20 protein-coding genes and 1 rRNA gene are annotated in these 19,804 nt (G+C 65.2%); 18 read left to right on the top strand and 3 right to left on the bottom strand.

Annotation, left to right across the window (positions count from 1 at the left end):
• The coding region (locus tag AO501_RS39695; RefSeq protein WP_231752622.1) for a hypothetical protein at window positions 1-210 on the bottom strand (210 nt) is incomplete at its 3' end.
• A gap of 104 nt (window positions 211-314) precedes the next feature.
• Here AO501_RS39695 and rho point away from each other — a divergent pair.
• Window positions 315-2,246, top strand: coding sequence for a transcription termination factor Rho (gene rho / locus AO501_RS27560; RefSeq protein WP_055580750.1), 1,932 nt, complete (start codon window positions 315-317; stop codon window positions 2,244-2,246).
• Here the strand turns inward: rho and AO501_RS27555 are convergent.
• On the bottom strand, window positions 2,243-2,809 hold the full coding sequence (locus tag AO501_RS27555) for a diacylglycerol-binding protein (protein ID WP_055580749.1): 567 nt from the start codon (window positions 2,807-2,809) through the stop codon (window positions 2,243-2,245). The two genes, rho and AO501_RS27555, sit on opposite strands and share 4 nt — an antisense overlap.
• A gap of 220 nt (window positions 2,810-3,029) precedes the next feature.
• Between AO501_RS27555 and rpmE the strand changes: the two genes are divergently transcribed.
• The 15 genes from rpmE to AO501_RS27480 all read left to right on the top strand — a co-directional run bounded on the left by rpmE (window position 3,030) and on the right by AO501_RS27480 (window position 15,864).
• Entirely contained in the window at window positions 3,030-3,263 is a 234-nt protein-coding gene (gene rpmE / locus AO501_RS27550) for a 50S ribosomal protein L31 (protein WP_055580753.1), read from the top strand.
• 90 nt (window positions 3,264-3,353) lie between these two features.
• On the top strand, window positions 3,354-4,430 hold the full coding sequence (gene prfA / locus AO501_RS27545; protein WP_055580748.1) for a peptide chain release factor 1: 1,077 nt from the start codon (window positions 3,354-3,356) through the stop codon (window positions 4,428-4,430).
• Window positions 4,427-5,287, top strand: coding sequence for a peptide chain release factor N(5)-glutamine methyltransferase (prmC, locus tag AO501_RS27540; protein WP_055580747.1), 861 nt, complete (start codon window positions 4,427-4,429; stop codon window positions 5,285-5,287). The genes prfA and prmC overlap by 4 nt, the downstream gene beginning before the upstream one ends.
• The gene (locus tag AO501_RS27535; RefSeq protein WP_055580746.1) at window positions 5,280-5,933 is read left to right on the top strand and encodes an L-threonylcarbamoyladenylate synthase; all 654 of its coding nucleotides are present in this window, start codon (window positions 5,280-5,282) and stop codon (window positions 5,931-5,933) included. Before prmC ends, AO501_RS27535 begins: the two co-directional genes overlap by 8 nt.
• Window positions 5,934-6,033: 100 nt before the next feature.
• Window positions 6,034-7,242: a UDP-N-acetylglucosamine--decaprenyl-phosphate N-acetylglucosaminephosphotransferase gene (gene rfe / locus AO501_RS27530; RefSeq protein WP_120793610.1), complete on the top strand. Its 1,209-nt coding sequence runs from the start codon at window positions 6,034-6,036 to the stop codon at window positions 7,240-7,242.
• 227 nt (window positions 7,243-7,469) lie between these two features.
• The gene (locus tag AO501_RS27525) at window positions 7,470-7,964 is read left to right on the top strand and encodes an ATP synthase subunit I (protein WP_055580745.1); all 495 of its coding nucleotides are present in this window, start codon (window positions 7,470-7,472) and stop codon (window positions 7,962-7,964) included.
• The gene (gene atpB, locus AO501_RS27520) at window positions 7,957-8,709 is read left to right on the top strand and encodes a F0F1 ATP synthase subunit A (protein WP_055580744.1); all 753 of its coding nucleotides are present in this window, start codon (window positions 7,957-7,959) and stop codon (window positions 8,707-8,709) included. Before AO501_RS27525 ends, atpB begins: the two co-directional genes overlap by 8 nt.
• 45 nt (window positions 8,710-8,754) lie before the next feature.
• Window positions 8,755-9,000 (top strand): F0F1 ATP synthase subunit C, encoded by a 246-nt coding sequence (locus AO501_RS27515; RefSeq protein WP_003406686.1) that lies wholly within the window; start codon window positions 8,755-8,757, stop codon window positions 8,998-9,000.
• A gap of 9 nt (window positions 9,001-9,009) precedes the next feature.
• The gene (locus tag AO501_RS27510) at window positions 9,010-9,546 is read left to right on the top strand and encodes a F0F1 ATP synthase subunit B (protein WP_055580743.1); all 537 of its coding nucleotides are present in this window, start codon (window positions 9,010-9,012) and stop codon (window positions 9,544-9,546) included.
• Window positions 9,547-9,553: 7 nt separating this feature from the next.
• On the top strand, window positions 9,554-10,894 hold the full coding sequence (locus AO501_RS27505) for a F0F1 ATP synthase subunit B/delta (RefSeq protein ID WP_055580742.1): 1,341 nt from the start codon (window positions 9,554-9,556) through the stop codon (window positions 10,892-10,894).
• A gap of 59 nt (window positions 10,895-10,953) precedes the next feature.
• Window positions 10,954-12,618: a F0F1 ATP synthase subunit alpha gene (gene atpA, locus AO501_RS27500; protein ID WP_055580741.1), complete on the top strand. Its 1,665-nt coding sequence runs from the start codon at window positions 10,954-10,956 to the stop codon at window positions 12,616-12,618.
• Between the two features lie 6 nt (window positions 12,619-12,624).
• Window positions 12,625-13,536 carry a F0F1 ATP synthase subunit gamma gene (locus AO501_RS27495; RefSeq protein ID WP_055580740.1) on the top strand — a complete coding sequence of 304 codons (912 nt, stop codon included), beginning with the start codon at window positions 12,625-12,627 and terminating at the stop codon, window positions 13,534-13,536.
• A 23-nt stretch (window positions 13,537-13,559) separates the two neighbouring features.
• The gene (gene atpD, locus AO501_RS27490; protein WP_055580739.1) at window positions 13,560-15,011 is read left to right on the top strand and encodes a F0F1 ATP synthase subunit beta; all 1,452 of its coding nucleotides are present in this window, start codon (window positions 13,560-13,562) and stop codon (window positions 15,009-15,011) included.
• A 36-nt stretch (window positions 15,012-15,047) separates the two neighbouring features.
• A complete protein-coding gene (locus tag AO501_RS27485; protein WP_055580738.1) occupies window positions 15,048-15,413 on the top strand; it encodes a F0F1 ATP synthase subunit epsilon in 366 nt (121 codons plus the stop codon).
• 7 nt (window positions 15,414-15,420) lie between these two features.
• Window positions 15,421-15,864: a DUF2550 domain-containing protein gene (locus tag AO501_RS27480; protein WP_055580737.1), complete on the top strand. Its 444-nt coding sequence runs from the start codon at window positions 15,421-15,423 to the stop codon at window positions 15,862-15,864.
• Between the two features lie 17 nt (window positions 15,865-15,881).
• Here the strand turns inward: AO501_RS27480 and AO501_RS27475 are convergent, their stop codons facing one another.
• A complete protein-coding gene (locus AO501_RS27475; protein ID WP_055580736.1) occupies window positions 15,882-16,469 on the bottom strand; it encodes a cob(I)yrinic acid a,c-diamide adenosyltransferase in 588 nt (195 codons plus the stop codon).
• Window positions 16,470-16,538: 69 nt separating this feature from the next.
• Here AO501_RS27475 and murA point away from each other — a divergent pair, with 69 nt between their 5' ends.
• The gene (gene murA, locus AO501_RS27470; RefSeq protein ID WP_055580735.1) at window positions 16,539-17,792 is read left to right on the top strand and encodes a UDP-N-acetylglucosamine 1-carboxyvinyltransferase; all 1,254 of its coding nucleotides are present in this window, start codon (window positions 16,539-16,541) and stop codon (window positions 17,790-17,792) included.
• A gap of 302 nt (window positions 17,793-18,094) precedes the next feature.
• Window positions 18,095-19,624, top strand: a 16S ribosomal RNA gene (locus AO501_RS27465).
• Window positions 19,625-19,804 lie beyond the last annotated feature (180 nt).

The raw sequence follows: 19,804 nt of genomic DNA, 5'->3' as shown, positions 1-19,804 counted from the left end.
GACGGTCACCGTTTCGCGGGCATTCTTATGTGAGGCACCGAGGGCGTTTCGCGGGCACTTTTCGTGAGTCAAGCCGTTTGCTTGCTTCCCGCCAGGAAGCGGGCTATCCTCGGACCCGTCCAGCAATTGCAGCATCTGCTCTGCACAAACTGCCTTGACGCTGAGACAACCACCAATTCTTCTCGTGAACTCGGTTCGCTGTTCGATCACCGTTTCAGAGTCGATTATTGGGCGCACTCAGCAATTTGCCTGAATGCTTGACCTGATGCAGGAATCCCCGTTTGACGTGATCAGCGGGGCAAGAAAGGAAATCCGTGACTGATACGGACCTCATCACGGCTGGCGAAAGCACCGACGCCGACAAGGTGTCGAACTCCGTGACCCCCGACGCCTCCGATGTTTCGGACGTCAAATCCAATGCGCCGTCCAGTTCGCTGTCCACCATGGTGCTGCCTGAGCTGCGCGCACTGGCTAACCGAGCCGGCGTCAAAGGGACGTCAGGCATGCGCAAGAGCGAGCTGATCGCCGCGATCCAGCAGACCAGGGGACAGGCGAACGGCAAGTCGGCCGGCGACGCCGAGCCGCAGCAGGAATCGGCCAAAGCCGATGCGCCGGCCCGCAACGACGCCGCGCAACAAGAAGCCCCCACCGCCCAGGTGACCACCCCGGAGGCTGCGCCCGCAGAGGCGCCCGACGCCGCGGAAACGCCGCGGCGCGAACGCCGTGGCGCGTCCCGGCAGGCGGGGTCCGCCGGCGGTGGCAACAAAGGCGAGAACGCCGACGACACCGACAAAGAACCGGCCCGCGACCGCGGCGAGCGCGACAAGGGTGAGCCCAAGGGTGAGCGTGGTCAGGGTGACCGCGAGCGCGGCCAGGGTGAGCGTGGCCAGCGGAAAGCAGACACCGACGACCGCTCCGCGGACTCGGGCAACGACCAGTCCGGCGACCAGCAGGGCAACGGCCAGCAGCGCGGCGGCGGCGGTGGCGCCGACGACGACGGCGACGGACGGCAGGGCCGGCGGGGACGCCGGTTCCGCGACCGCCGGCGCCGTGGCGAGCGCACCGGCGAGGCCGGGGAATCCGAACTGCGCGAGGACGACGTCGTACAGCCGGTGGCCGGGATTCTCGACGTGCTGGACAACTACGCCTTCGTGCGCACCTCCGGTTACCTGGCCGGTCCGCATGACGTCTACGTGTCCATGAACATGGTGCGCAAGAACGGCTTACGGCGCGGCGACGCGGTGACCGGCGCGGTGCGGGTGCCCAAAGACGGCGAACAGCCCAACCAGCGGCAGAAGTTCAACCCACTGGTACGCCTGGACAGCGTCAACGGCGGACCCGTCGAGGACGCCAGGAAGCGTCCCGATTTCCAGAAGTTGACGCCGTTGTACCCCAACCAGCGCCTGCGTCTGGAAACCACGCCGGACCGGCTGACCACCAGGGTCATCGACCTGATCATGCCGATCGGCAAGGGCCAGCGCGCCCTGATCGTGTCGCCGCCCAAGGCGGGTAAGACCACGATCCTGCAGGACATCGCCAACGCGATCACCAAGAACAACCCCGAATGCCACCTCATGGTCGTGCTCGTCGACGAGCGGCCCGAGGAGGTCACCGACATGACCCGTTCGGTCAAGGGTGAGGTCATCGCGTCCACCTTCGACCGGCCGCCGTCAGACCACACGTCGGTCGCCGAGCTGGCCATCGAGCGCGCCAAGCGCCTGGTGGAGCAGGGCAAGGACGTCGTGGTGCTGCTTGACTCGATCACCCGGCTGGGCCGCGCGTACAACAACGCGTCGCCTGCCTCCGGCCGGATCCTGTCCGGTGGTGTCGACTCGACCGCGCTGTACCCGCCCAAGCGTTTCCTGGGTGCGGCCCGCAACATCGAGGAAGGCGGCTCGCTGACCATCATCGCCACGGCGATGGTCGAGACCGGCTCCACCGGTGACACGGTCATCTTCGAGGAGTTCAAGGGCACCGGTAACGCCGAGCTCAAGCTGGACCGCAAGATCTCCGAACGGCGGGTTTTCCCCGCGGTCGACGTCAACCCGTCGGGTACCCGGAAGGACGAGTTGCTGCTGTCCCCGGACGAGTTCGGCATCGTGCACAAGCTGCGCCGGGTACTGTCGGGTCTGGACTCTCACCAGGCCATCGACCTGCTGATGTCGCAGCTGCGTAAGACGAAGACGAACTACGAGTTCCTCGTCCAGGTGTCCAAGACGACACCGGGCAACATGGACAACGACTAGTTCCGTTTCGCGGCGATCTCGCCGAGCAGCGCCGCCACCACCCCGAAGGCGAAGTACAGCGGAACCAGCCATGGCGCGACGCCGAACAGGCCGTCGCTGCCCTGGGTGTAGCGAAATACGTCGAGGGCTTCGATGCCGACCTCGGCCGCGGGCCCGACGATGGCGACCGCGACTCCGCCCACCACGGCGAGCCGATCGCCGAGCACCGACCAGGTGATGGTCGCGATCGTGCAGATCAGCACCGTGCTGACGAACACCGGCGCCGTGTGCGCCAGCGCGGTGACGGCGTAGGTGCCCACCACGGCCGCGACCCCGCCGAGCCCTTGGCGCGCCGTCACAGCCGTGCGCGCCGCCCCGAGGTGCAACCGCAGCTCGGCCAGCAGGACGGTGGCACCACCCACGAGTGCGGGAAACCAGATCGGGCTGGTCCATACGAACGGGACCCGATGCGACGCCGGCAGGTACACCAGAGTGCCGGTGACGACATGACCGTGATCGCCGATCAGGCCGGCGATGCCCCCGATGGCGAACAGCAGAGCGATGCTGGGTATCCGCAGTTGCATCAGGTTCTCTTACGCCAATCCCGCCGCCGTTGGCAACGGTTGACAGCGGACCGGGCAGCGCGGAAGCGAGGCTCCGCGGCGGGAATAGGCATCCCCACCCCGGCGTTTAGGCTGACGTAGGTTGACCTGGCATAATCGACGGTCGATCACTCGGAACCACTTCAGGTTCGCGGTCCGGGCCGACCAGGGGCCCCGAGTGGCATATGACGAAGAGGACAGCATGAAAACTGACATCCATCCCGCCTACGAGGAGACCACCGTGGTCTGCGGTTGCGGGAATTCCTTCACCACCCGCAGCACCAAGCCGGGTGGCCGCATCGTGGCCGAGGTCTGCTCGCAGTGCCATCCCTTCTACACCGGCAAGCAGAAGATTCTCGACAGCGGTGGCCGGGTCGCGCGCTTCGAGAAGCGCTACGGCAAGCGCAACGCGGACAAAGCTGCGGCCGACAAATAGCTGCCTTTCCGACGCCCGAACTGTGCGATACCAGCGCAGGCCGGGCGTCGGTTCGCGTTCGGGGTTCGAAGCGGCTACCAGGGAGGTGACATGACGCAGCCGGTGCAGACGATTGACGTCCTGCTCGCCGAGCACGCAGCTCTCGAGAAGGCGCTCGCCGATCCCGAACTGCACAGCAAGCCCGATGAGGCGCGCAAAGCCGGACGCCGCTTCGCGCGGTTGGCGCCGATCGTCGCGACCCACCGCAAGCTGGTGTCGGCCCGCGACGATCTGGAGACGGCCCGTGAACTGGCCGTCGACGACGCATCCTTCGCCGAGGAGGTCACCGAACTGGAGGCCCGGGTCGCGGAGCTGGACACCCAGCTCACCGACATGCTGGCACCCCGCGACCCGCACGACGCCGACGACATCGTGCTCGAGGTGAAATCCGGTGAAGGGGGCGAGGAGTCGGCCTTGTTCGCCGCCGACCTGGCCAGGATGTACATCCGGTACGCCGAACGCCACGGCTGGACGGTCACGGTGCTGGGCGAGACCACGTCGGATCTGGGCGGCTACAAAGACGCGACGCTGGCCATCGGCAGTAAGGGCGACAGCGCCGACGGCGTGTGGTCGCGGATGAAGTTCGAGGGCGGCGTGCACCGCGTGCAGCGGGTTCCGGTGACCGAGTCACAGGGCCGGGTCCACACCTCGGCCGCCGGCGTGCTGGTCTACCCCGAACCCGAGGAAGTCGGCGAGGTTCAGATCGACGAGTCCGACCTGCGAATCGACGTCTACCGATCATCGGGCAAAGGCGGCCAGGGCGTGAACACCACCGACTCCGCGGTGCGGATCACGCACCTGCCCACCGGCATCGTCGTCACCTGCCAGAACGAACGCTCACAGTTGCAGAACAAGACCCGGGCGCTTCAGGTGCTCGCCGCCCGCCTGCAGGTGCTGGCCGAGGAGCAGGCGCTCGCCGACGCCTCGGCCGACCGCGCCAGCCAGATCCGCACGGTCGACCGCAGCGAACGCATCCGGACCTACAACTTCCCCGAGAACCGCATCACCGATCACCGCATCGGCTTCAAGTCGCACAACCTCGACCAGGTTCTCGACGGCGACCTGGACGCGCTGTTCGATGCGCTGAGCGAAGCCGACAAACAGGCGCGGCTGCAACAGGCGACATGACCGGGACAGTTCGGCAATCCCTGCGGCAGGCGATCGACTCCGCTGCGGCGCAACTGGCCGAAGCGGGAATCGACTCCGCCCGCTGGGATGCCGAGCAGCTGGCCGCCCACGTGGCCGGCACCGACCGCGGCCGGCTCCGGTTCGTGGATCCTGCCGACGAGTTCTTCGAACGCTTCCAGCGCGCCGTAGCGGCACGCGCCCAGCGGGTGCCGTTGCAACACCTCACCGGGACGGTCGGTTTCGGGCCGGTGCTGCTGCACGTCGGCCCGGGGGTGTTCATCCCGCGGCCCGAGACCGAGGCGATGTTCGAATGGGCTGTCGCACAATCACTTCCGGCGCGGCCGGTGATAGTCGACGCGTGCACGGGCACCGGTGCGCTGGCAGTCGCCCTGTCGCGCCGCTGGCCGGGCGCCCGGGTTGTCGGCATCGACGACTCCGAGGCGGCCCTGGAATACGCCCGCCGCAACGTCGAGGGCACCGGCGTGGAACTGGTGCACGCTGACATCGACACGCCCGGCCTGCTGCCGGAACTCGACGGCCGGGTCGACCTCGTCGTCTCGAACCCGCCGTATGTCCCGGCGGATGCCGTGCTGGAACCCGAAGTGACACAACATGATCCGTCGCATGCCGTGTTCGGCGGACCGGACGGGATGGCGGTGATACCCGCCGTTGTCGCGCGCGCCGCGAGTTGGCTGCGCCCGGGTGGTCGGTTCGCCGTCGAGCATGACGACACCACGTCGGCGCTGACCGTCGCATGCATCAACAGGACTGGGCTGTTCAGTGACGTCGTGGCCCGCAATGATCTGGCCGGACGGCCCAGGTTCGTGACGGCCCGGAGGGGAAGCGCCGATGAGTGAGGTTTTCGACTGCGCCGACCCGGATCGTCGGGCGCGTGGAATCACCGCCGCGGTGGATGCGCTCAAGGCCGGCCGGCTGGTCGTCATGCCGACTGACACCGTTTACGGCCTCGCGGCCGACGCTTTCGACAGCACCGCCGTGGACGCGCTGCTGGCGGCCAAGGGCCGCGGCCGCGACATGCCGGTGGGCGTGCTGGTCGGCTCCTGGCACACCATCGAGGGCCTCGTGTACGGGATGCCGGACGGGGCGCGCGAACTGATCCGGGCGTTCTGGCCCGGCGCGCTGAGCCTGGTGGTGATGCAGGCGCCGTCGCTGCAATGGGACCTCGGCGACGCGCACGGCACCGTGATGCTGCGGATGCCGTTGCATCCGGTCGCCATCGAGTTGCTGCGCGAGGTCGGGCCGATGGCGGTGTCCAGCGCCAACGTCTCCGGCCAGCCCGCCGCCGTCGACGTCGACGAAGCCCAGCGCCAACTCGGCCCCCGCGTGGACGTCTACCTCGACGGCGGGCCGGCCGCGCAGCAGGCCGCCTCGACGATCGTCGACCTGAGCGGAAAGGCCCCACGCATCCTGCGTGAGGGGCCGGTCAGCACCGCCCGCGTCGCCGAGGTGCTCGGCGTGGACGCGGCCAGCCTGATCGAGTAGCGCTTCGGTCGCCGACCGTGATCTGACGGCGAAAATCCGGCCCGAATCTCACCGTGGTTTCACGTTCGGCGATGACCGCGGGCGCACCGGTCTCAGGTTGGTGAAGTACGGTCTCGAGGTGTCCAGCGATGTGGCCAGCCTTGCCGGTGGTTTGCTCGCACTGTCCGACCGCAGCGCCGGAGTCCCGCTGCGCGAGCTTGCTCTGGTCGGGCTGACCGCGGCCATCATCACCTATTTCGCGACCGGGCCGGTTCGCGTGCTGGCCACCCGCCTGGGCGCCGTCGCCTACCCCCGGGAACGGGATGTGCACGTGACGCCGACGCCCCGCATGGGCGGGTTGGCGATGTTCCTCGGCGTCGGCTCGGCCGTCTTCCTGGCCTCCCAGCTGCCGGCGCTCACCCGCGGGTTCGTCTACTCCACCGGCATGCCCGCGGTGCTGGTCGCCGGCGCGGTGATCATGGGTATCGGACTGATCGACGACCGCTGGGGCCTGGACGCGCTGACCAAGTTCGCCGGCCAGATCACCGCCGCAAGTGTGCTGGTCACCATGGGTGTCGCGTGGAGCGTCCTGTACATCCCGGTAGGCGGCGTCGGCACCATCGTGCTGGACCAGGCCTCCTCGATCCTGCTGACGCTGGCATTGACGGTCTCGATCGTCAATGCGATGAACTTCGTCGACGGGCTGGACGGGCTGGCGGCCGGGCTGGGCCTCATCACAGCCCTGGCGATCTGCATGTTCTCGGTGGGTCTGCTGCGCGACCATGGCGGCGACGTGCTCTACTACCCGCCCGCGGTGATCTCGGTGGTTCTCGCGGGTGCCTGTCTGGGGTTTCTGCCGCACAACTTCCACCGGGCCCGGATCTTCATGGGTGACTCCGGCTCGATGCTGATCGGCCTGATGCTCGCGGCGGCCTCGACGACCGCCGCCGGACCGATCTCGCAGAACGCCTACGGCGCCCGCGATGTGTTTGCTCTGCTGTCGCCGTTCCTGCTGGTGGTCGCCGTCATGTTCGTGCCGATGCTCGACCTGCTGCTGGCGATCGTGCGGCGCACCCGGGCGGGCCGCAGTGCCTTCACCCCTGACAAAATGCATCTGCACCACCGGCTGCTGCAGATCGGCCATTCCCATCGCCGGGTGGTGCTGCTCATCTACCTGTGGGTCGGCATCGTCGCCTTCGGCGCGGCGAGCACGATTTTTTTCGACCCCCGCCACACCGCCGCGGTGATGCTGGGAGCAATCGCCGTCGCGGGCGTCGCGACCGTGATTCCGCTGTTGCGCCGCCGCGACGAGTACTACGACGATCAGTAGTAGGTCAGGCTGTCCTATGGTACGGTGCTGGTAGAACCCCGAAATAAACCTCGCGGGTTGCCGGCTCCCCGGCCCGTCGGATGGGTTTCCGGTGCCGCCGGCGCAAGACCGACACAGGGAGCTACCCCTTGGGTAAATCCAGCGTGACCCTTGCGATACGCTCGGCGGGCCACGGATCAGTCGGTCGCGTGGTTTTCGCCCCACCAACCTGGGATTGAGGTGCTGCAGTGACGACACCAGCGCAGGACGCGCCGTTGGTGTTTCCCGCTGTTGCGTTCCGTCCCGTTCGGCTGTTCCTCATCAGCCTGGGGGTGACGGCGGTAGCGACTTTGATCGCCGGCTACGCCGGTCACCCCGTCGTCGGGGGGTTCTTCGGAATCGGGTTGATGCTGGGTTTGCTCAACGCGCTAATGGTGCGTCGCTCGGTGGAGTCGATCACCGCGCGCGATCATCCGCTGAAGCGTTCGATGGCCATCAACTCGGCCTCACGCGTCGCGCTCATCACGATCCTCGCGTTGATCATCGCTTTCATATTCCGGCCCGAAGGTCTGGGCGTGGTGTTCGGCCTGGCACTCTTCCAGGTGCTACTGGTGGCATCGACTGCGCTGCCGGTGTGGAAGAAGCTGCGGACCGGCGACCCGGACGGACAGCTCGAGGGCCAAGAAGGTGCGGTAGTGACGGGATCAGAAGGCACGGAAGGGAGGAGCGCCGGCGATGACTGAGTCGATCCTGGCCGCTCAGATCGAGGTCGGCGAGCACCACACCGCCAAATGGCTTGGTCTGACAGTCAACACCGACACCATCATGTCGACGGCGATCGCCGCGGTGATCGTGATCGGGTTGGCGTTCTACCTGAAGTCCAAGGTCACCTCGACCGCCGTGCCCGGCGGTGTGCAGCTGTTCTTCGAGGCGATCACCATCCAGATGCGCAGCCAGGTCGAGGCGGCCATCGGCATGCGGATCGCGCCGTTCGTGCTGCCGCTCGCGGTGACCATCTTCGTGTTCATCCTGATCTCGAACTGGTTGTCGGTGCTGCCGCTGCAGTACACCGACAAAGAAGGCAAGACCACCGAGCTGCTCTCGTCGGCGGCTGCCGACATCAACTACGTGCTGGCCCTGGCCCTGTTCGTGTTCGTCTGCTACCACGCGGCCGGGATCTGGCGTCGCGGCATCATCGGCCACCCGATCAAGGTGCTCAAGGGCCACGTGGCGATCCTCGCGCCGATCAACGTCGTCGAAGAGCTCGCCAAGCCGATTTCGCTGTCGCTCCGACTCTTCGGCAACATCTTCGCCGGCGGCATCCTGGTCGCGCTGATCGCGCTGTTCCCGCCGTACATCCTGTGGCTGCCGAACGCGATCTGGAAGTCGTTCGACCTGTTCGTCGGCGCCATCCAGGCCTTCATCTTCGCCCTGCTGACGATTTTGTACTTCAGCCAAGCGATGGAACTAGAAGAGGACCACCACTAAAAAAATCCTGGTAAACCGCTACCAGAGTTATCAAGGAGGATAAAAATGGACCCCACTATCGCAGCCGGCGCCCTCATCGGCGGTGGATTGATCATGGCCGGTGGCGCCATCGGCGCCGGTATCGGTGACGGTGTCGCGGGTAACGCGCTGATCTCCGGCGTCGCCCGCCAGCCCGAGGCACAGGGACGTCTCTTCACCCCGTTCTTCATCACGGTCGGTCTGGTCGAGGCGGCCTACTTCATCAACCTGGCGTTCATGGCGCTATTCGTCTTCGCCACGCCCGTCAAGTAATTCGCTGTGATGGGTGACCCGACCTCTCTTGCTTCGGCTGTGAAGTTTGCAGCAGAGGAAGGCGGCCAAAGCAACTTCCTCATCCCGAACGGCACCTTCTTCTTCGTGCTGGCCATCTTCCTGGTGGTGCTCGGGGTCATCGGCACGTTCGTCGTGCCGCCGATTCTGCGGGTGCTCAAGGAACGCGACAACATGGTCGCCAAGACCCAGGCCGACAGCAAGAAGGCGGCCGAGCAGTTCGCGGCCGCCGATGCCGACTACGAGAAGGCCTTGAAGGAAGCCCGGGTTGAAGCCGGCGCCTTCCGCGACAACGCGCGGACAGAGGGTCGCAAGGTCATCGACGACGCACGAGCTCGCGCCGAGCAGCAAGTGGCAGAGATGTTGGCCCAGGCCAACGAGCAATTGAAGCGGGAGCGCGACGCCGTGGAGTTGGATCTGCGCTCCAACGTCGGTGCGATCTCGGCCACGCTGGCCTCCCGCGTGCTCGGCGTCGAAGTCAGCCCCGCAGCCGCAACCTCAGAAGCGACTTCGAAAGCGACGAGGTAGCCACCATATGTCGACATTTATCGGACAGCTGATCGGTTTCGCGGCGATCGTGCTGCTGGTCTGGCGGTACGTCGTGCCGCCGGTCCGCAAGCTGATGACCGCCCGCCAGGAGACTGTGCGCCAGCAGTTGGAGGACTCGGAGAAGGCCGCCAAGCGCCTCACCGAGTCGACCACGGCGCACAGCCAGGCCGTGGAACGCGCCAAGGAGGAGGCCGCTGAACTCGTCGAAGAGGCGAAGTCCGACTCCGAGCGCATCGAGGAACAGATGCGGGCGCAGGCCGAGAGCGAGGCCGAACGCATCAAGGCGCAGGGAGCCCGTCAGACCGAGTTGCTGCGGGCGCAACTGACTCGTCAGCTCCGGCTGGAGCTGGGCCACGAATCAGTACGCCAGGCAAGCGATTTGGTGCGCAGCTATGTGGCCGACGCCGAGCAGCAGGCATCGACCGTCGATCGGTTCCTTGACCAACTCAGCGAGATGGCGCCCGAACCGGTCGAGGTGGAATACCCGGTGCTGGCCAAGATGCGTTCGGCGAGCCGAAGCGCGGTGGGCAACCTGGTGGACCGGTTCAACACCCTCGCCGAAGACCTCGACAACAAAGGTTTGACGACGCTCTCCGACGAGTTGGTGTCGGTGGCCAAGATGTTGAACCAGGAGATTGTGGTCACCCGGTACCTCACCGTGCCGGCCGAGGACGCGGCGCCCCGGGTCAAGCTGCTCGAGCGCCTGCTCGAAGGCAAGGTCGGCGACCCCACCCTCGACGTGCTACGCACCGCCGTCTCGGAGCGCTGGTCGGCGAGCGGGGACCTGGTCGACGCGATCGAGCACGTGTCGCGGCAGGCTTTACTCGCGGTCGCTGAAAAGGACGGCAGCGTCGACGAAGTCGAAGACCAGTTGTTCCGGTTTTCGCGCATCCTCGACGCCCAACCGCGCCTCGGCATCCTGCTGGGCGACTACACCAGCGACGTCGATCGACGAGTTGGCTTGCTGCGCAAGGTACTTGAGGGTTCGGGCAGCAAGGTGAACCCGGTCGCGGTCGCGCTGCTGTCCCAGACGATCGAGTTACTGCGGGGCAGTCCGGCCGAAGAGGCCGTCTTGCTGCTTGCTCAGGTCGCGGTCGCCCGCCGCGGCGAGGTCGTGGCGCAGGTCAGTGCCGCGGCCGAACTCAGCGACGCCCAACGCGGCCGCGTCAGCGAAGTGTTGAGTCGCATCTACGGTCACCCGGTGGCGGTCCAGCTGCAAACCGATCCTGACCTGCTCGGCGGACTGCAGATCGTGGTGGGCGACGAAGTGATCGACGGCACGCTCAAGTCCCGGTTGGCCGCTGCTGAGGCCCAGTTACCCGACTAACCCAAAGCCCGACGGAAACCCGACCTAAGTCACACAACGAAGTAGGAAGACGAAAAGCCATGGCCGAGTTGACAATCTCCGCTGATGCCATCCAGAGCGCCATCGAGGAATACGTAGAGTCCTTCACCGCCGACACCTCGCGGGAGGAAGTCGGGACCGTGGTGGATGCCGGAGACGGCATTGCGCACGTCGAGGGTCTGCCCTCCGTGATGACCCAGGAACTGCTCGAGTTCACGGGCGGGGTCCTCGGTGTCGCACTGAACCTCGACGAGCACAGCGTCGGCGCCGTGATCCTGGGTGACTTCGAGAAGATCGAACAGGGCCAGCAGGTCAAGCGCACCGGCGACGTGCTCTCGGTGCCCGTCGGTGACGCCTTCCTCGGCCGGGTGGTCGACCCGCTGGGCCAGCCCATCGACGGCGGCGGCGACATCGAGACCGACACCCGGCGCGCGCTGGAACTGCAGGCGCCGTCGGTCGTCGAGCGCCAGAGTGTGAAAGAGCCGCTGCAGACCGGCATCAAGGCCATCGATGCGATGACCCCGATCGGTCGTGGCCAGCGGCAGCTGATCATCGGCGACCGCAAGACCGGCAAGACCGCCGTCTGCGTCGACACGATCCTCAACCAGCGCCAGAACTGGGAGACCGGCGACGAGAAGAAGCAGGTCCGCTGCGTCTACGTCGCAATCGGGCAGAAGGGCACCACGATCGCCTCCGTCCGGCGCGCACTGGACGAGGGCGGCGCGATGGACTACACCACCATCGTCGCGGCGCCGGCTTCGGACTCGGCCGGCTTCAAATGGCTTGCGCCGTATACCGGTTCGGCCATCGCTCAGCACTGGATGTACGAGGGCAAGCACGTCCTGATCGTCTTCGACGACCTGACCAAGCAGGCCGAGGCCTACCGCGCGATCTCGCTGCTGCTGCGCCGTCCGCCGGGCCGTGAGGCCTACCCGGGCGACGTGTTCTACCTGCACTCGCGGCTCCTCGAGCGTTGCGCCAAGCTGTCCGACGAGCTCGGCGGCGGCTCGCTGACCGGCCTGCCGATCATCGAGACCAAGGCCAACGACATCTCGGCCTACATCCCCACCAACGTCATCTCGATCACCGACGGCCAGTGCTTCCTGGAGAGCGACCTGTTCAACCAGGGCGTCCGGCCCGCCATCAACGTCGGTGTGTCGGTGTCCCGGGTCGGTGGCGCCGCCCAGATCAAGGCGATGAAAGAGGTGGCGGGCTCGCTGCGGCTGGACCTGTCGCAGTACCGCGAGCTGGAATCGTTCGCCGCGTTCGCGTCCGACCTCGACGAGACGTCGAAGAAGCAGCTGGCGCGCGGTGAGCGTCTGGTCGAGTTGCTCAAGCAACCGCAGTTCGCGCCGTTACCCGTTGAGGAGCAGGTGGTTTCGATCTTCCTGGGCACCGGCGGTCACCTGGACTCGGTTCCGGTGGAGGACGTCAAGCGGTTCGAAGCAGAGCTGCTGGACCACATGCGGGCCTCGGAGGAGAAGTTCCTCGAAGGCATCCGCAGCAGCGGGAAGCTCGGCGAGGAAGAAGAGGAAAAGCTCACCGACATCATCAACAAGTTCAAGAAGGGCTTCGCCGCCACCTCCGGTGAGTCCGTGGTACCCGACGAGCACGTCGAGGCCATGGACGAAGAGGACCTCGGCAAGGAATCGGTGAAGGTCAAGAAAGAGAAGCCCAAGAAGGACACCAAGAAGGACAAGAAGTAACCACCGATGGCTGCCACACTTCGCGAGCTACGCGGACGGATCAAGTCGGCGGGGTCGATCAAGAAGATCACCAAGGCTCAGGAACTGATTGCGACCTCGCGTATCGGTAAGGCGCAGGCGCGACTGGAATCCGCCCGGCCGTACGCCTTTCAGATCACGTCGATGCTCACCACCTTGTCCGCCGAGGCCGCTCTGGACCATCCGCTGCTCGTCGAGCGCGCGGAACCCAAGCGGGCCGGCGTGCTGGTGGTGTCCTCCGACCGTGGTCTGTGTGGCGCGTACAACTCGAGCATCTTCCGGCGGTCCGAGGAGCTCTTCTCGTTGCTTCGGGAAGAGGGCAAGGACCCGGTGCTGTACACCGTGGGACGAAAAGCCCAGAACTACTTCACCTTCCGGAACTGGGACATCAGGGAGTCGTGGACCGGCTTCTCCGAGCAGCCTCAGGTCGAAAATGCCTCCGAGATCGCCGAGACTCTGGTCGACGCGTTCATGGCCGGCACCGGCGACGACGAGGATGACGAGGAACGCGGCGTCGACGAACTGCACATCGTCTTCTCCGAGTTCAAATCGATGATGTCGCAGCAGGCCGTCGCGCACCGCATCGCCCCGTTGGTGGTCGAGTACGTCGAGGAAGACACCGGACCGCACACGTTGTACTCGTTCGAGCCGGACGCGACAACGCTGTTCGAGGCGCTGCTGCCGCGGTACCTGACCACCCGCGTCTACGCTGCCCTGCTCGAATCGGCGGCCTCGGAACTCGCGTCGCGCCAGCGCGCGATGAAATCGGCGACCGATAATGCCGACGACCTCATCAAGGACCTGACGCTGCAAGCCAACCGCGAGCGGCAGGCCCAGATCACCCAAGAGATCAGCGAAATCGTCGGTGGCGCAAACGCGCTCGCCGACGCCTCCAAGTAAGCCCCACGAGGAAGCGAAAGAATATGACTGCTGTAGACGAGAAGACCGACAAGAAGTCGGGCTCCGACACCAACGGCCGCGTGGTGCGGATCACCGGCCCCGTCGTCGACGTCGAGTTTCCGCGGGGCTCCATTCCGGAACTGTTCAACGCGCTGCACGCGGACATCCCGTTCGAGTCGCTGAAGAAGACCCTGACGCTGGAGGTGGCGCAGCACCTCGGTGACAACCTGGTGCGCACCATTTCGCTGCAGCCCACCGACGGCCTGGTGCGCGGCACCGAGGTCATCGACACCGGCAACTCGATCTCGGTGCCGGTGGGCGAGAAGGTCAAGGGCCACGTCTTCAACGCACTTGGCTACTGCCTGGACGACCCCGGCTACGGCGAGGACTTCGACCACTGGTCGATTCACCGCAAGCCGCCGAACTTCGAGGACCTCGAGCCTCGCACCGAGATGCTCGAGACCGGCCTGAAGGTCGTCGACCTGCTGACCCCCTACGTGCGTGGTGGCAAGATCGCGCTGTTCGGCGGCGCCGGCGTGGGCAAGACGGTGCTCATCCAGGAGATGATCAACCGCATCGCCCGGAACTTCGGTGGCACTTCGGTTTTCGCCGGGGTGGGGGAGCGCACCCGTGAGGGCAACGACCTGTGGGTCGAGCTCAAGGAAGCCGACGTGCTCAAGGACACCGCCCTGGTGTTCGGCCAGATGGACGAGCCGCCTGGCACCCGTATGCGGGTGGCGCTGTCCGCGCTGACCATGGCCGAGTGGTTCCGCGACGAGGCCGGCCAGGACGTGCTGCTGTTCATCGACAACATCTTCCGGTTCACCCAGGCCGGTTCGGAGGTGTCGACGCTGCTCGGTCGTATGCCTTCCGCGGTGGGTTACCAGCCGACGCTGGCCGACGAGATGGGTGAGCTGCAGGAGCGCATCACCTCGACGCGTGGCCGGTCCATCACCTCGATGCAGGCCGTCTACGTGCCCGCCGACGACTACACCGACCCCGCGCCGGCCACCACGTTCGCCCACCTGGACGCCACCACCGAGCTTTCCCGGTCGGTGTTCTCCAAGGGCATCTTCCCCGCGGTGGACCCGCTGGCATCCAGCTCGACCATTCTGGACCCCAGTGTCGTCGGCGACGAGCACTACCGGGTGGCCCAGGAAGTCATTCGAATCCTGCAGCGCTACAAGGACCTTCAGGACATCATCGCGATTCTCGGTATCGACGAGCTGTCCGAGGAAGACAAGCAGCTGGTCAACCGGGCGCGCCGGATCGAGCGGTTCCTGTCGCAGAACATGATGGCAGCCGAACAGTTCACCGGTCAGCCGGGTTCGACCGTCCCGGTCAAGGAGACCATCGAGGCGTTCGACAGGCTGTCCAAGGGCGACTTCGACCACGTGCCGGAGCAGGCCTTCTTCCTCATCGGTGGACTCGACGACTTGGCCAAGAAGGCCGAGACCTTCGACGTCAAGCTATGACGCGGGATTTCCGGCTGACTCGAGAGGTGGTGTGGCATGGCTGAATTGAACGTTCAGATCGTCGCCGTCGACCGTGAGATCTGGTCGGGCGAGGCGACGTTCCTCTTCACCCGCACCACCTCCGGGGAGATCGGCATACTGCCGCATCACATCCCACTGGTCGCGCAGTTGGTCGACGACGCCATGGTGCGGGTCGAACGGGAGGGCGAAGACGATCTGCGAATCGCGGTCGACGGTGGCTTCCTCACGGTGACCGAAGAGGGTGTGAGTGTGCTCGCCGAGTCTGCCGAGTTCGAGAAAGACATCGACGAGAGCGCTGCCAGGCAGGATTCCGAATCGGACGATCCCCAAGTCGCCGCCCGGGGGCGCGCAAGGTTGCGCGCCGTCGGCGCGCTCGACTGATCCCACGATGAGCGCGCCCATGGTCGGCATGGTCGTGCTCGTCGTCCTGCTGGCAGCGGCGGTGCTCGCGCTGAGTTTCCGGCTGTGGAAGCTGCGGCGGGGCGGAACCGCGGCCATCATGCGCGATATTCCCGCGGTGGGGGGTCACGGCTGGCGTCACGGCGTAATCCGTTACCGAGGCGGTGAAGCGGCGTTCTATCGGCTGTCCAGCCTGCGGCTGTGGCCGGACCGGCGGCTGAGCCGGCGGGGGGTCGAGGTGGTGGCTCGGCGTGCGCCGCGCGGTGACGAGTTCGACATCATGACCGACGAAATCGTCGTGCTGGAACTGCGCGACAACACCCAGGATCGTCGGCTGGGATACGAAATCGCCTTGGACAGAGGGGCTTTGACGGCCTTTCAGTCGTGGCTGGAGTCACGGCCCTCGCCGCGCGCCCGTCGTCGCAGCGTCTGAACGGCCGAGCTGGCGACTCACTTCTCGCCACCCTTGGCGCCGCCACCCGGGCGCCACAGCACGTCGCCGCCGGGGTTGGCCACCCGCGACAGGATGAACAGCAGGTCCGAAAGCCGATTGAGGTATTTCGCGGGCAACACACTCATGTCGTCGGGGTGCGCCTCGACGGCGGCCCACGCCGCCCGCTCAGCCCGCCGCACCACGGTACGGGCCACGTGCAACAACGCCGACAACGGCGAACCACCCGGCAGGATAAAGGAATTCAACGCCGGCAGGCCTTCGTTGTAGGTGTCGCACCAGCCCTCGAGCCGGTCGATGTAGGCCTGGGTGATCCGCAGCGGGGGATGTTCCGGGTTCTCTACCAACGGCGTCGACAGGTCGGCGCCGGCGTCGAACAGGTCGTTCTGGATCTGCCGCAACACCCCCGCGACCCGCTCCTCAGGAGCGCCCAGTGCGACCGCGACCCCGATCGCCGAGTTGGCCTCGTCGCAATCCGCGTAGGCGACCAGCCGCGGGTCGGTCTTGGCCACTCGTGAGAAATCGCTCAATCCCGTCGTACCGTCGTCACCCGTGCGGGTATATATGCGGGTCAGATGGACTGCCATGGGCAAAACGGTACCTGGGGCCGGGTCGGCTGACTGACAAGGCGATATCGCTTCACTAGACTGACCCGGGTGGCAGAGCGATTCGTGGTGACTGGTGGCAACCGGTTGTCAGGCGAAGTCGCTGTTGGGGGCGCCAAGAACAGCGTGCTGAAGCTCATGGCCGCGACGCTGCTGGCCGAAGGCACCAGCACCATCACGAACTGTCCCGACATTCTGGACGTCCCGCTGATGGCCGAGGTGCTGCGAGGCCTGGGCGCCACCGTCGAACTCGACGGCGACGTCGCCCGCATCACCTCCCCGGACGAACCCAAGTACGACGCCGACTTCGCGGCCGTGCGGCAGTTTCGGGCTTCGGTCTGTGTGCTCGGGCCGCTGGTCGGCCGGTGCAAGAAGGCCAGGGTGGCGCTGCCCGGCGGCGATGCGATCGGATCCCGGCCCCTGGACATGCATCAGGCGGGGCTGCGGCAGCTGGGCGCGCAGTGCAATATCGAGCACGGTTGCGTGGTTGCCGAGGCGGAGACATTGCGCGGAGCCGAGATTCAACTGGAATTTCCCTCGGTGGGGGCCACCGAGAACATTCTGATGGCCGCGGTGGTCGCCGAAGGCGTCACGATCATTCACAACGCGGCGCGCGAACCCGACGTGGTCGACCTCTGCACGATGTTGAACCAGATGGGCGCCCAGATCGAGGGCGCCGGCTCGCCGACCATGACGATCACCGGCGTCCCGCGGCTGCACCCGACCGAGCATCGCGTGATCGGGGACCGAATCGTGGCCGCGACCTGGGGTATCGCCGCGGCGATGACCCGCGGCGATATCACCGTGACGGGAATAGATCCCTCGCATCTGCAGTTGGTGCTGCACAAGCTTCATGACGCGGGTTCGACCGTCACCCAGACCGACGACAGCTTCCGGGTGGTGCAGTACGAGCGTCCGAAAGCGGTCAATGTCGCGACATTGCCGTTCCCAGGATTCCCAACTGACTTGCAGCCCATGGCGATTGCGCTGGCCTCGATCGCCGACGGCACCTCGATGATCACCGAGAACGTGTTCGAAGCACGTTTCCGGTTCGTCGAGGAGATGATCCGGCTGGGTGCGGACGCCCGCACCGACGGACACCACGCTGTGGTGCGCGGGTTGCCCCAGTTGTCGAGCGCGCCGGTGTGGTGTTCGGACATCCGGGCCGGCGCCGGCCTTGTCCTCGCGGGTCTCGTCGCAGACGGAGACACCGAGGTCCACGACGTTTTTCACATCGATCGGGGCTATCCGTTGTTCGTTGAGAACCTGGCGATTTTGGGAGCGGAGATCGAGCGGGTACAGTAGCCGAGTCACGCCCGATCGGCGCGATCACCTCCCCAAAGAAGTTGATCGAAACCAGGGCTTGACTCTCCTGCCGGATCTGTATTAAGCTGGCAGGGTTGCCCCGAAACGGGCGAAGACAGAGCGAAAAGTGTTGTTTGAGAACTCAATAGTGTGTTTGGTGAATTGTTTTGTTGTTGTTTTTTGACTGCACCTAGCACTCCCCGTGTGTGGGTGTAGTCGCAATCATTGATGCCAGTTTTGGTGTCTTTTTGTTAGATCAGATTATCTCTGATAGTGAATTCACCTCGTTAGCGAGGGGTTTTTGTTTGGAGAGTTTGATTCTGGCTCAGGACGAACGCTGGCGGCGTGCTTAACACATGCAAGTCGAACGGTAAGGCCCTTCGGGGTACACGAGTGGCGAACGGGTGAGTAACACGTGGGTAATCTGCCCTGCACATCGGGATAAGCCTGGGAAACTGGGTCTAATACCGAATAGGACCACAGAACACATGTCCTGTGGTGGAAAGCTTTTGCGGTGTGGGATGGGCCCGCGGCCTATCAGCTTGTTGGTGGGGTGATGGCCCACCAAGGCGACGACGGGTAGCCGGCCTGAGAGGGTGTCCGGCCACACTGGGACTGAGATACGGCCCAGACTCCTACGGGAGGCAGCAGTGGGGAATATTGCACAATGGGCGAAAGCCTGATGCAGCGACGCCGCGTGGGGGATGACGGCCTTCGGGTTGTAAACCTCTTTCACCATCGACGAAGGTCCGGGTGTTCTCGGGCTGACGGTAGGTGGAGAAGAAGCACCGGCCAACTACGTGCCAGCAGCCGCGGTAATACGTAGGGTGCGAGCGTTGTCCGGAATTACTGGGCGTAAAGAGCTCGTAGGTGGTTTGTCGCGTTGTTCGTGAAATCTCACGGCTTAACTGTGAGCGTGCGGGCGATACGGGCAGACTTGAGTACTGCAGGGGAGACTGGAATTCCTGGTGTAGCGGTGGAATGCGCAGATATCAGGAGGAACACCGGTGGCGAAGGCGGGTCTCTGGGCAGTAACTGACGCTGAGGAGCGAAAGCGTGGGGAGCGAACAGGATTAGATACCCTGGTAGTCCACGCCGTAAACGGTGGGTACTAGGTGTGGGTTTCCTTCCTTGGGATCCGTGCCGTAGCTAACGCATTAAGTACCCCGCCTGGGGAGTACGGCCGCAAGGCTAAAACTCAAAGAAATTGACGGGGGCCCGCACAAGCGGCGGAGCATGTGGATTAATTCGATGCAACGCGAAGAACCTTACCTGGGTTTGACATGCACAGGACGCCGGCAGAGATGTCGGTTCCCTTGTGGCCTGTGTGCAGGTGGTGCATGGCTGTCGTCAGCTCGTGTCGTGAGATGTTGGGTTAAGTCCCGCAACGAGCGCAACCCTTGTCTCATGTTGCCAGCGGGTAATGCCGGGGACTCGTGAGAGACTGCCGGGGTCAACTCGGAGGAAGGTGGGGATGACGTCAAGTCATCATGCCCCTTATGTCCAGGGCTTCACACATGCTACAATGGCCGGTACAAAGGGCTGCGATGCCGCGAGGTTAAGCGAATCCTTTTAAAGCCGGTCTCAGTTCGGATCGGGGTCTGCAACTCGACCCCGTGAAGTCGGAGTCGCTAGTAATCGCAGATCAGCAACGCTGCGGTGAATACGTTCCCGGGCCTTGTACACACCGCCCGTCACGTCATGAAAGTCGGTAACACCCGAAGCCAGTGGCCTAACCCTTTGGGAGGGAGCTGTCGAAGGTGGGATCGGCGATTGGGACGAAGTCGTAACAAGGTAGCCGTACCGGAAGGTGCGGCTGGATCACCTCCTTTCTAAGGAGCACCACGAAGAGCACTCCAATTGGTGGGGTGCGAGCCGTGAGGGGTCATCGTCTGTCGTGGACGAAGACCGGGTGCACGACAACAAGCAAAGCCAGACACACTATTGGGTCCTGAGGCAACACCCTCGGGTGCTGTCCCCCCATCTTGGTGGTGGGGTGTGGTGTTTGAGAA

Source organism: Mycobacterium gordonae, assembly GCF_001417955.2.
GTDB classification, from domain to species: Bacteria; Actinomycetota; Actinomycetes; order Mycobacteriales; family Mycobacteriaceae; genus Mycobacterium; species Mycobacterium gordonae_B.
The sequence above is the reverse complement of the archived record's forward strand: the minus strand, read 5'-3'. Positions and strand labels throughout refer to the sequence as shown.

Excerpts from the sequence above, each read along its gene's own strand:
- AO501_RS27495 (WP_055580740.1), top strand. The coding sequence starts at position 12,625 with ATGGCTGCCACACTTCGCGAGCTACGCGGACGGATCAAGTCGGCGGGG.
- AO501_RS27510 (WP_055580743.1), top strand. The coding sequence starts at position 9,010 with ATGGGTGACCCGACCTCTCTTGCTTCGGCTGTGAAGTTTGCAGCAGAG.
- AO501_RS27505 (WP_055580742.1), top strand. The coding sequence starts at position 9,554 with ATGTCGACATTTATCGGACAGCTGATCGGTTTCGCGGCGATCGTGCTG.
- prmC (WP_055580747.1), top strand. The coding sequence starts at position 4,427 with ATGACCGGGACAGTTCGGCAATCCCTGCGGCAGGCGATCGACTCCGCT.
- atpB (WP_055580744.1), top strand. The coding sequence starts at position 7,957 with ATGACTGAGTCGATCCTGGCCGCTCAGATCGAGGTCGGCGAGCACCAC.
- AO501_RS27535 (WP_055580746.1), top strand. The coding sequence starts at position 5,280 with ATGAGTGAGGTTTTCGACTGCGCCGACCCGGATCGTCGGGCGCGTGGA.
- atpD (WP_055580739.1), top strand. The coding sequence starts at position 13,560 with ATGACTGCTGTAGACGAGAAGACCGACAAGAAGTCGGGCTCCGACACC.
- AO501_RS27515 (WP_003406686.1), top strand. The coding sequence starts at position 8,755 with ATGGACCCCACTATCGCAGCCGGCGCCCTCATCGGCGGTGGATTGATC.
- AO501_RS27485 (WP_055580738.1), top strand. The coding sequence starts at position 15,048 with ATGGCTGAATTGAACGTTCAGATCGTCGCCGTCGACCGTGAGATCTGG.
- AO501_RS27475 (WP_055580736.1), bottom strand. The coding sequence starts at position 16,469 with ATGGCAGTCCATCTGACCCGCATATATACCCGCACGGGTGACGACGGT.
- AO501_RS27480 (WP_055580737.1), top strand. The coding sequence starts at position 15,421 with ATGAGCGCGCCCATGGTCGGCATGGTCGTGCTCGTCGTCCTGCTGGCA.
- AO501_RS27555 (WP_055580749.1), bottom strand. The coding sequence starts at position 2,809 with ATGCAACTGCGGATACCCAGCATCGCTCTGCTGTTCGCCATCGGGGGC.
- rpmE (WP_055580753.1), top strand. The coding sequence starts at position 3,030 with ATGAAAACTGACATCCATCCCGCCTACGAGGAGACCACCGTGGTCTGC.
- prfA (WP_055580748.1), top strand. The coding sequence starts at position 3,354 with ATGACGCAGCCGGTGCAGACGATTGACGTCCTGCTCGCCGAGCACGCA.
- atpA (WP_055580741.1), top strand. The coding sequence starts at position 10,954 with ATGGCCGAGTTGACAATCTCCGCTGATGCCATCCAGAGCGCCATCGAG.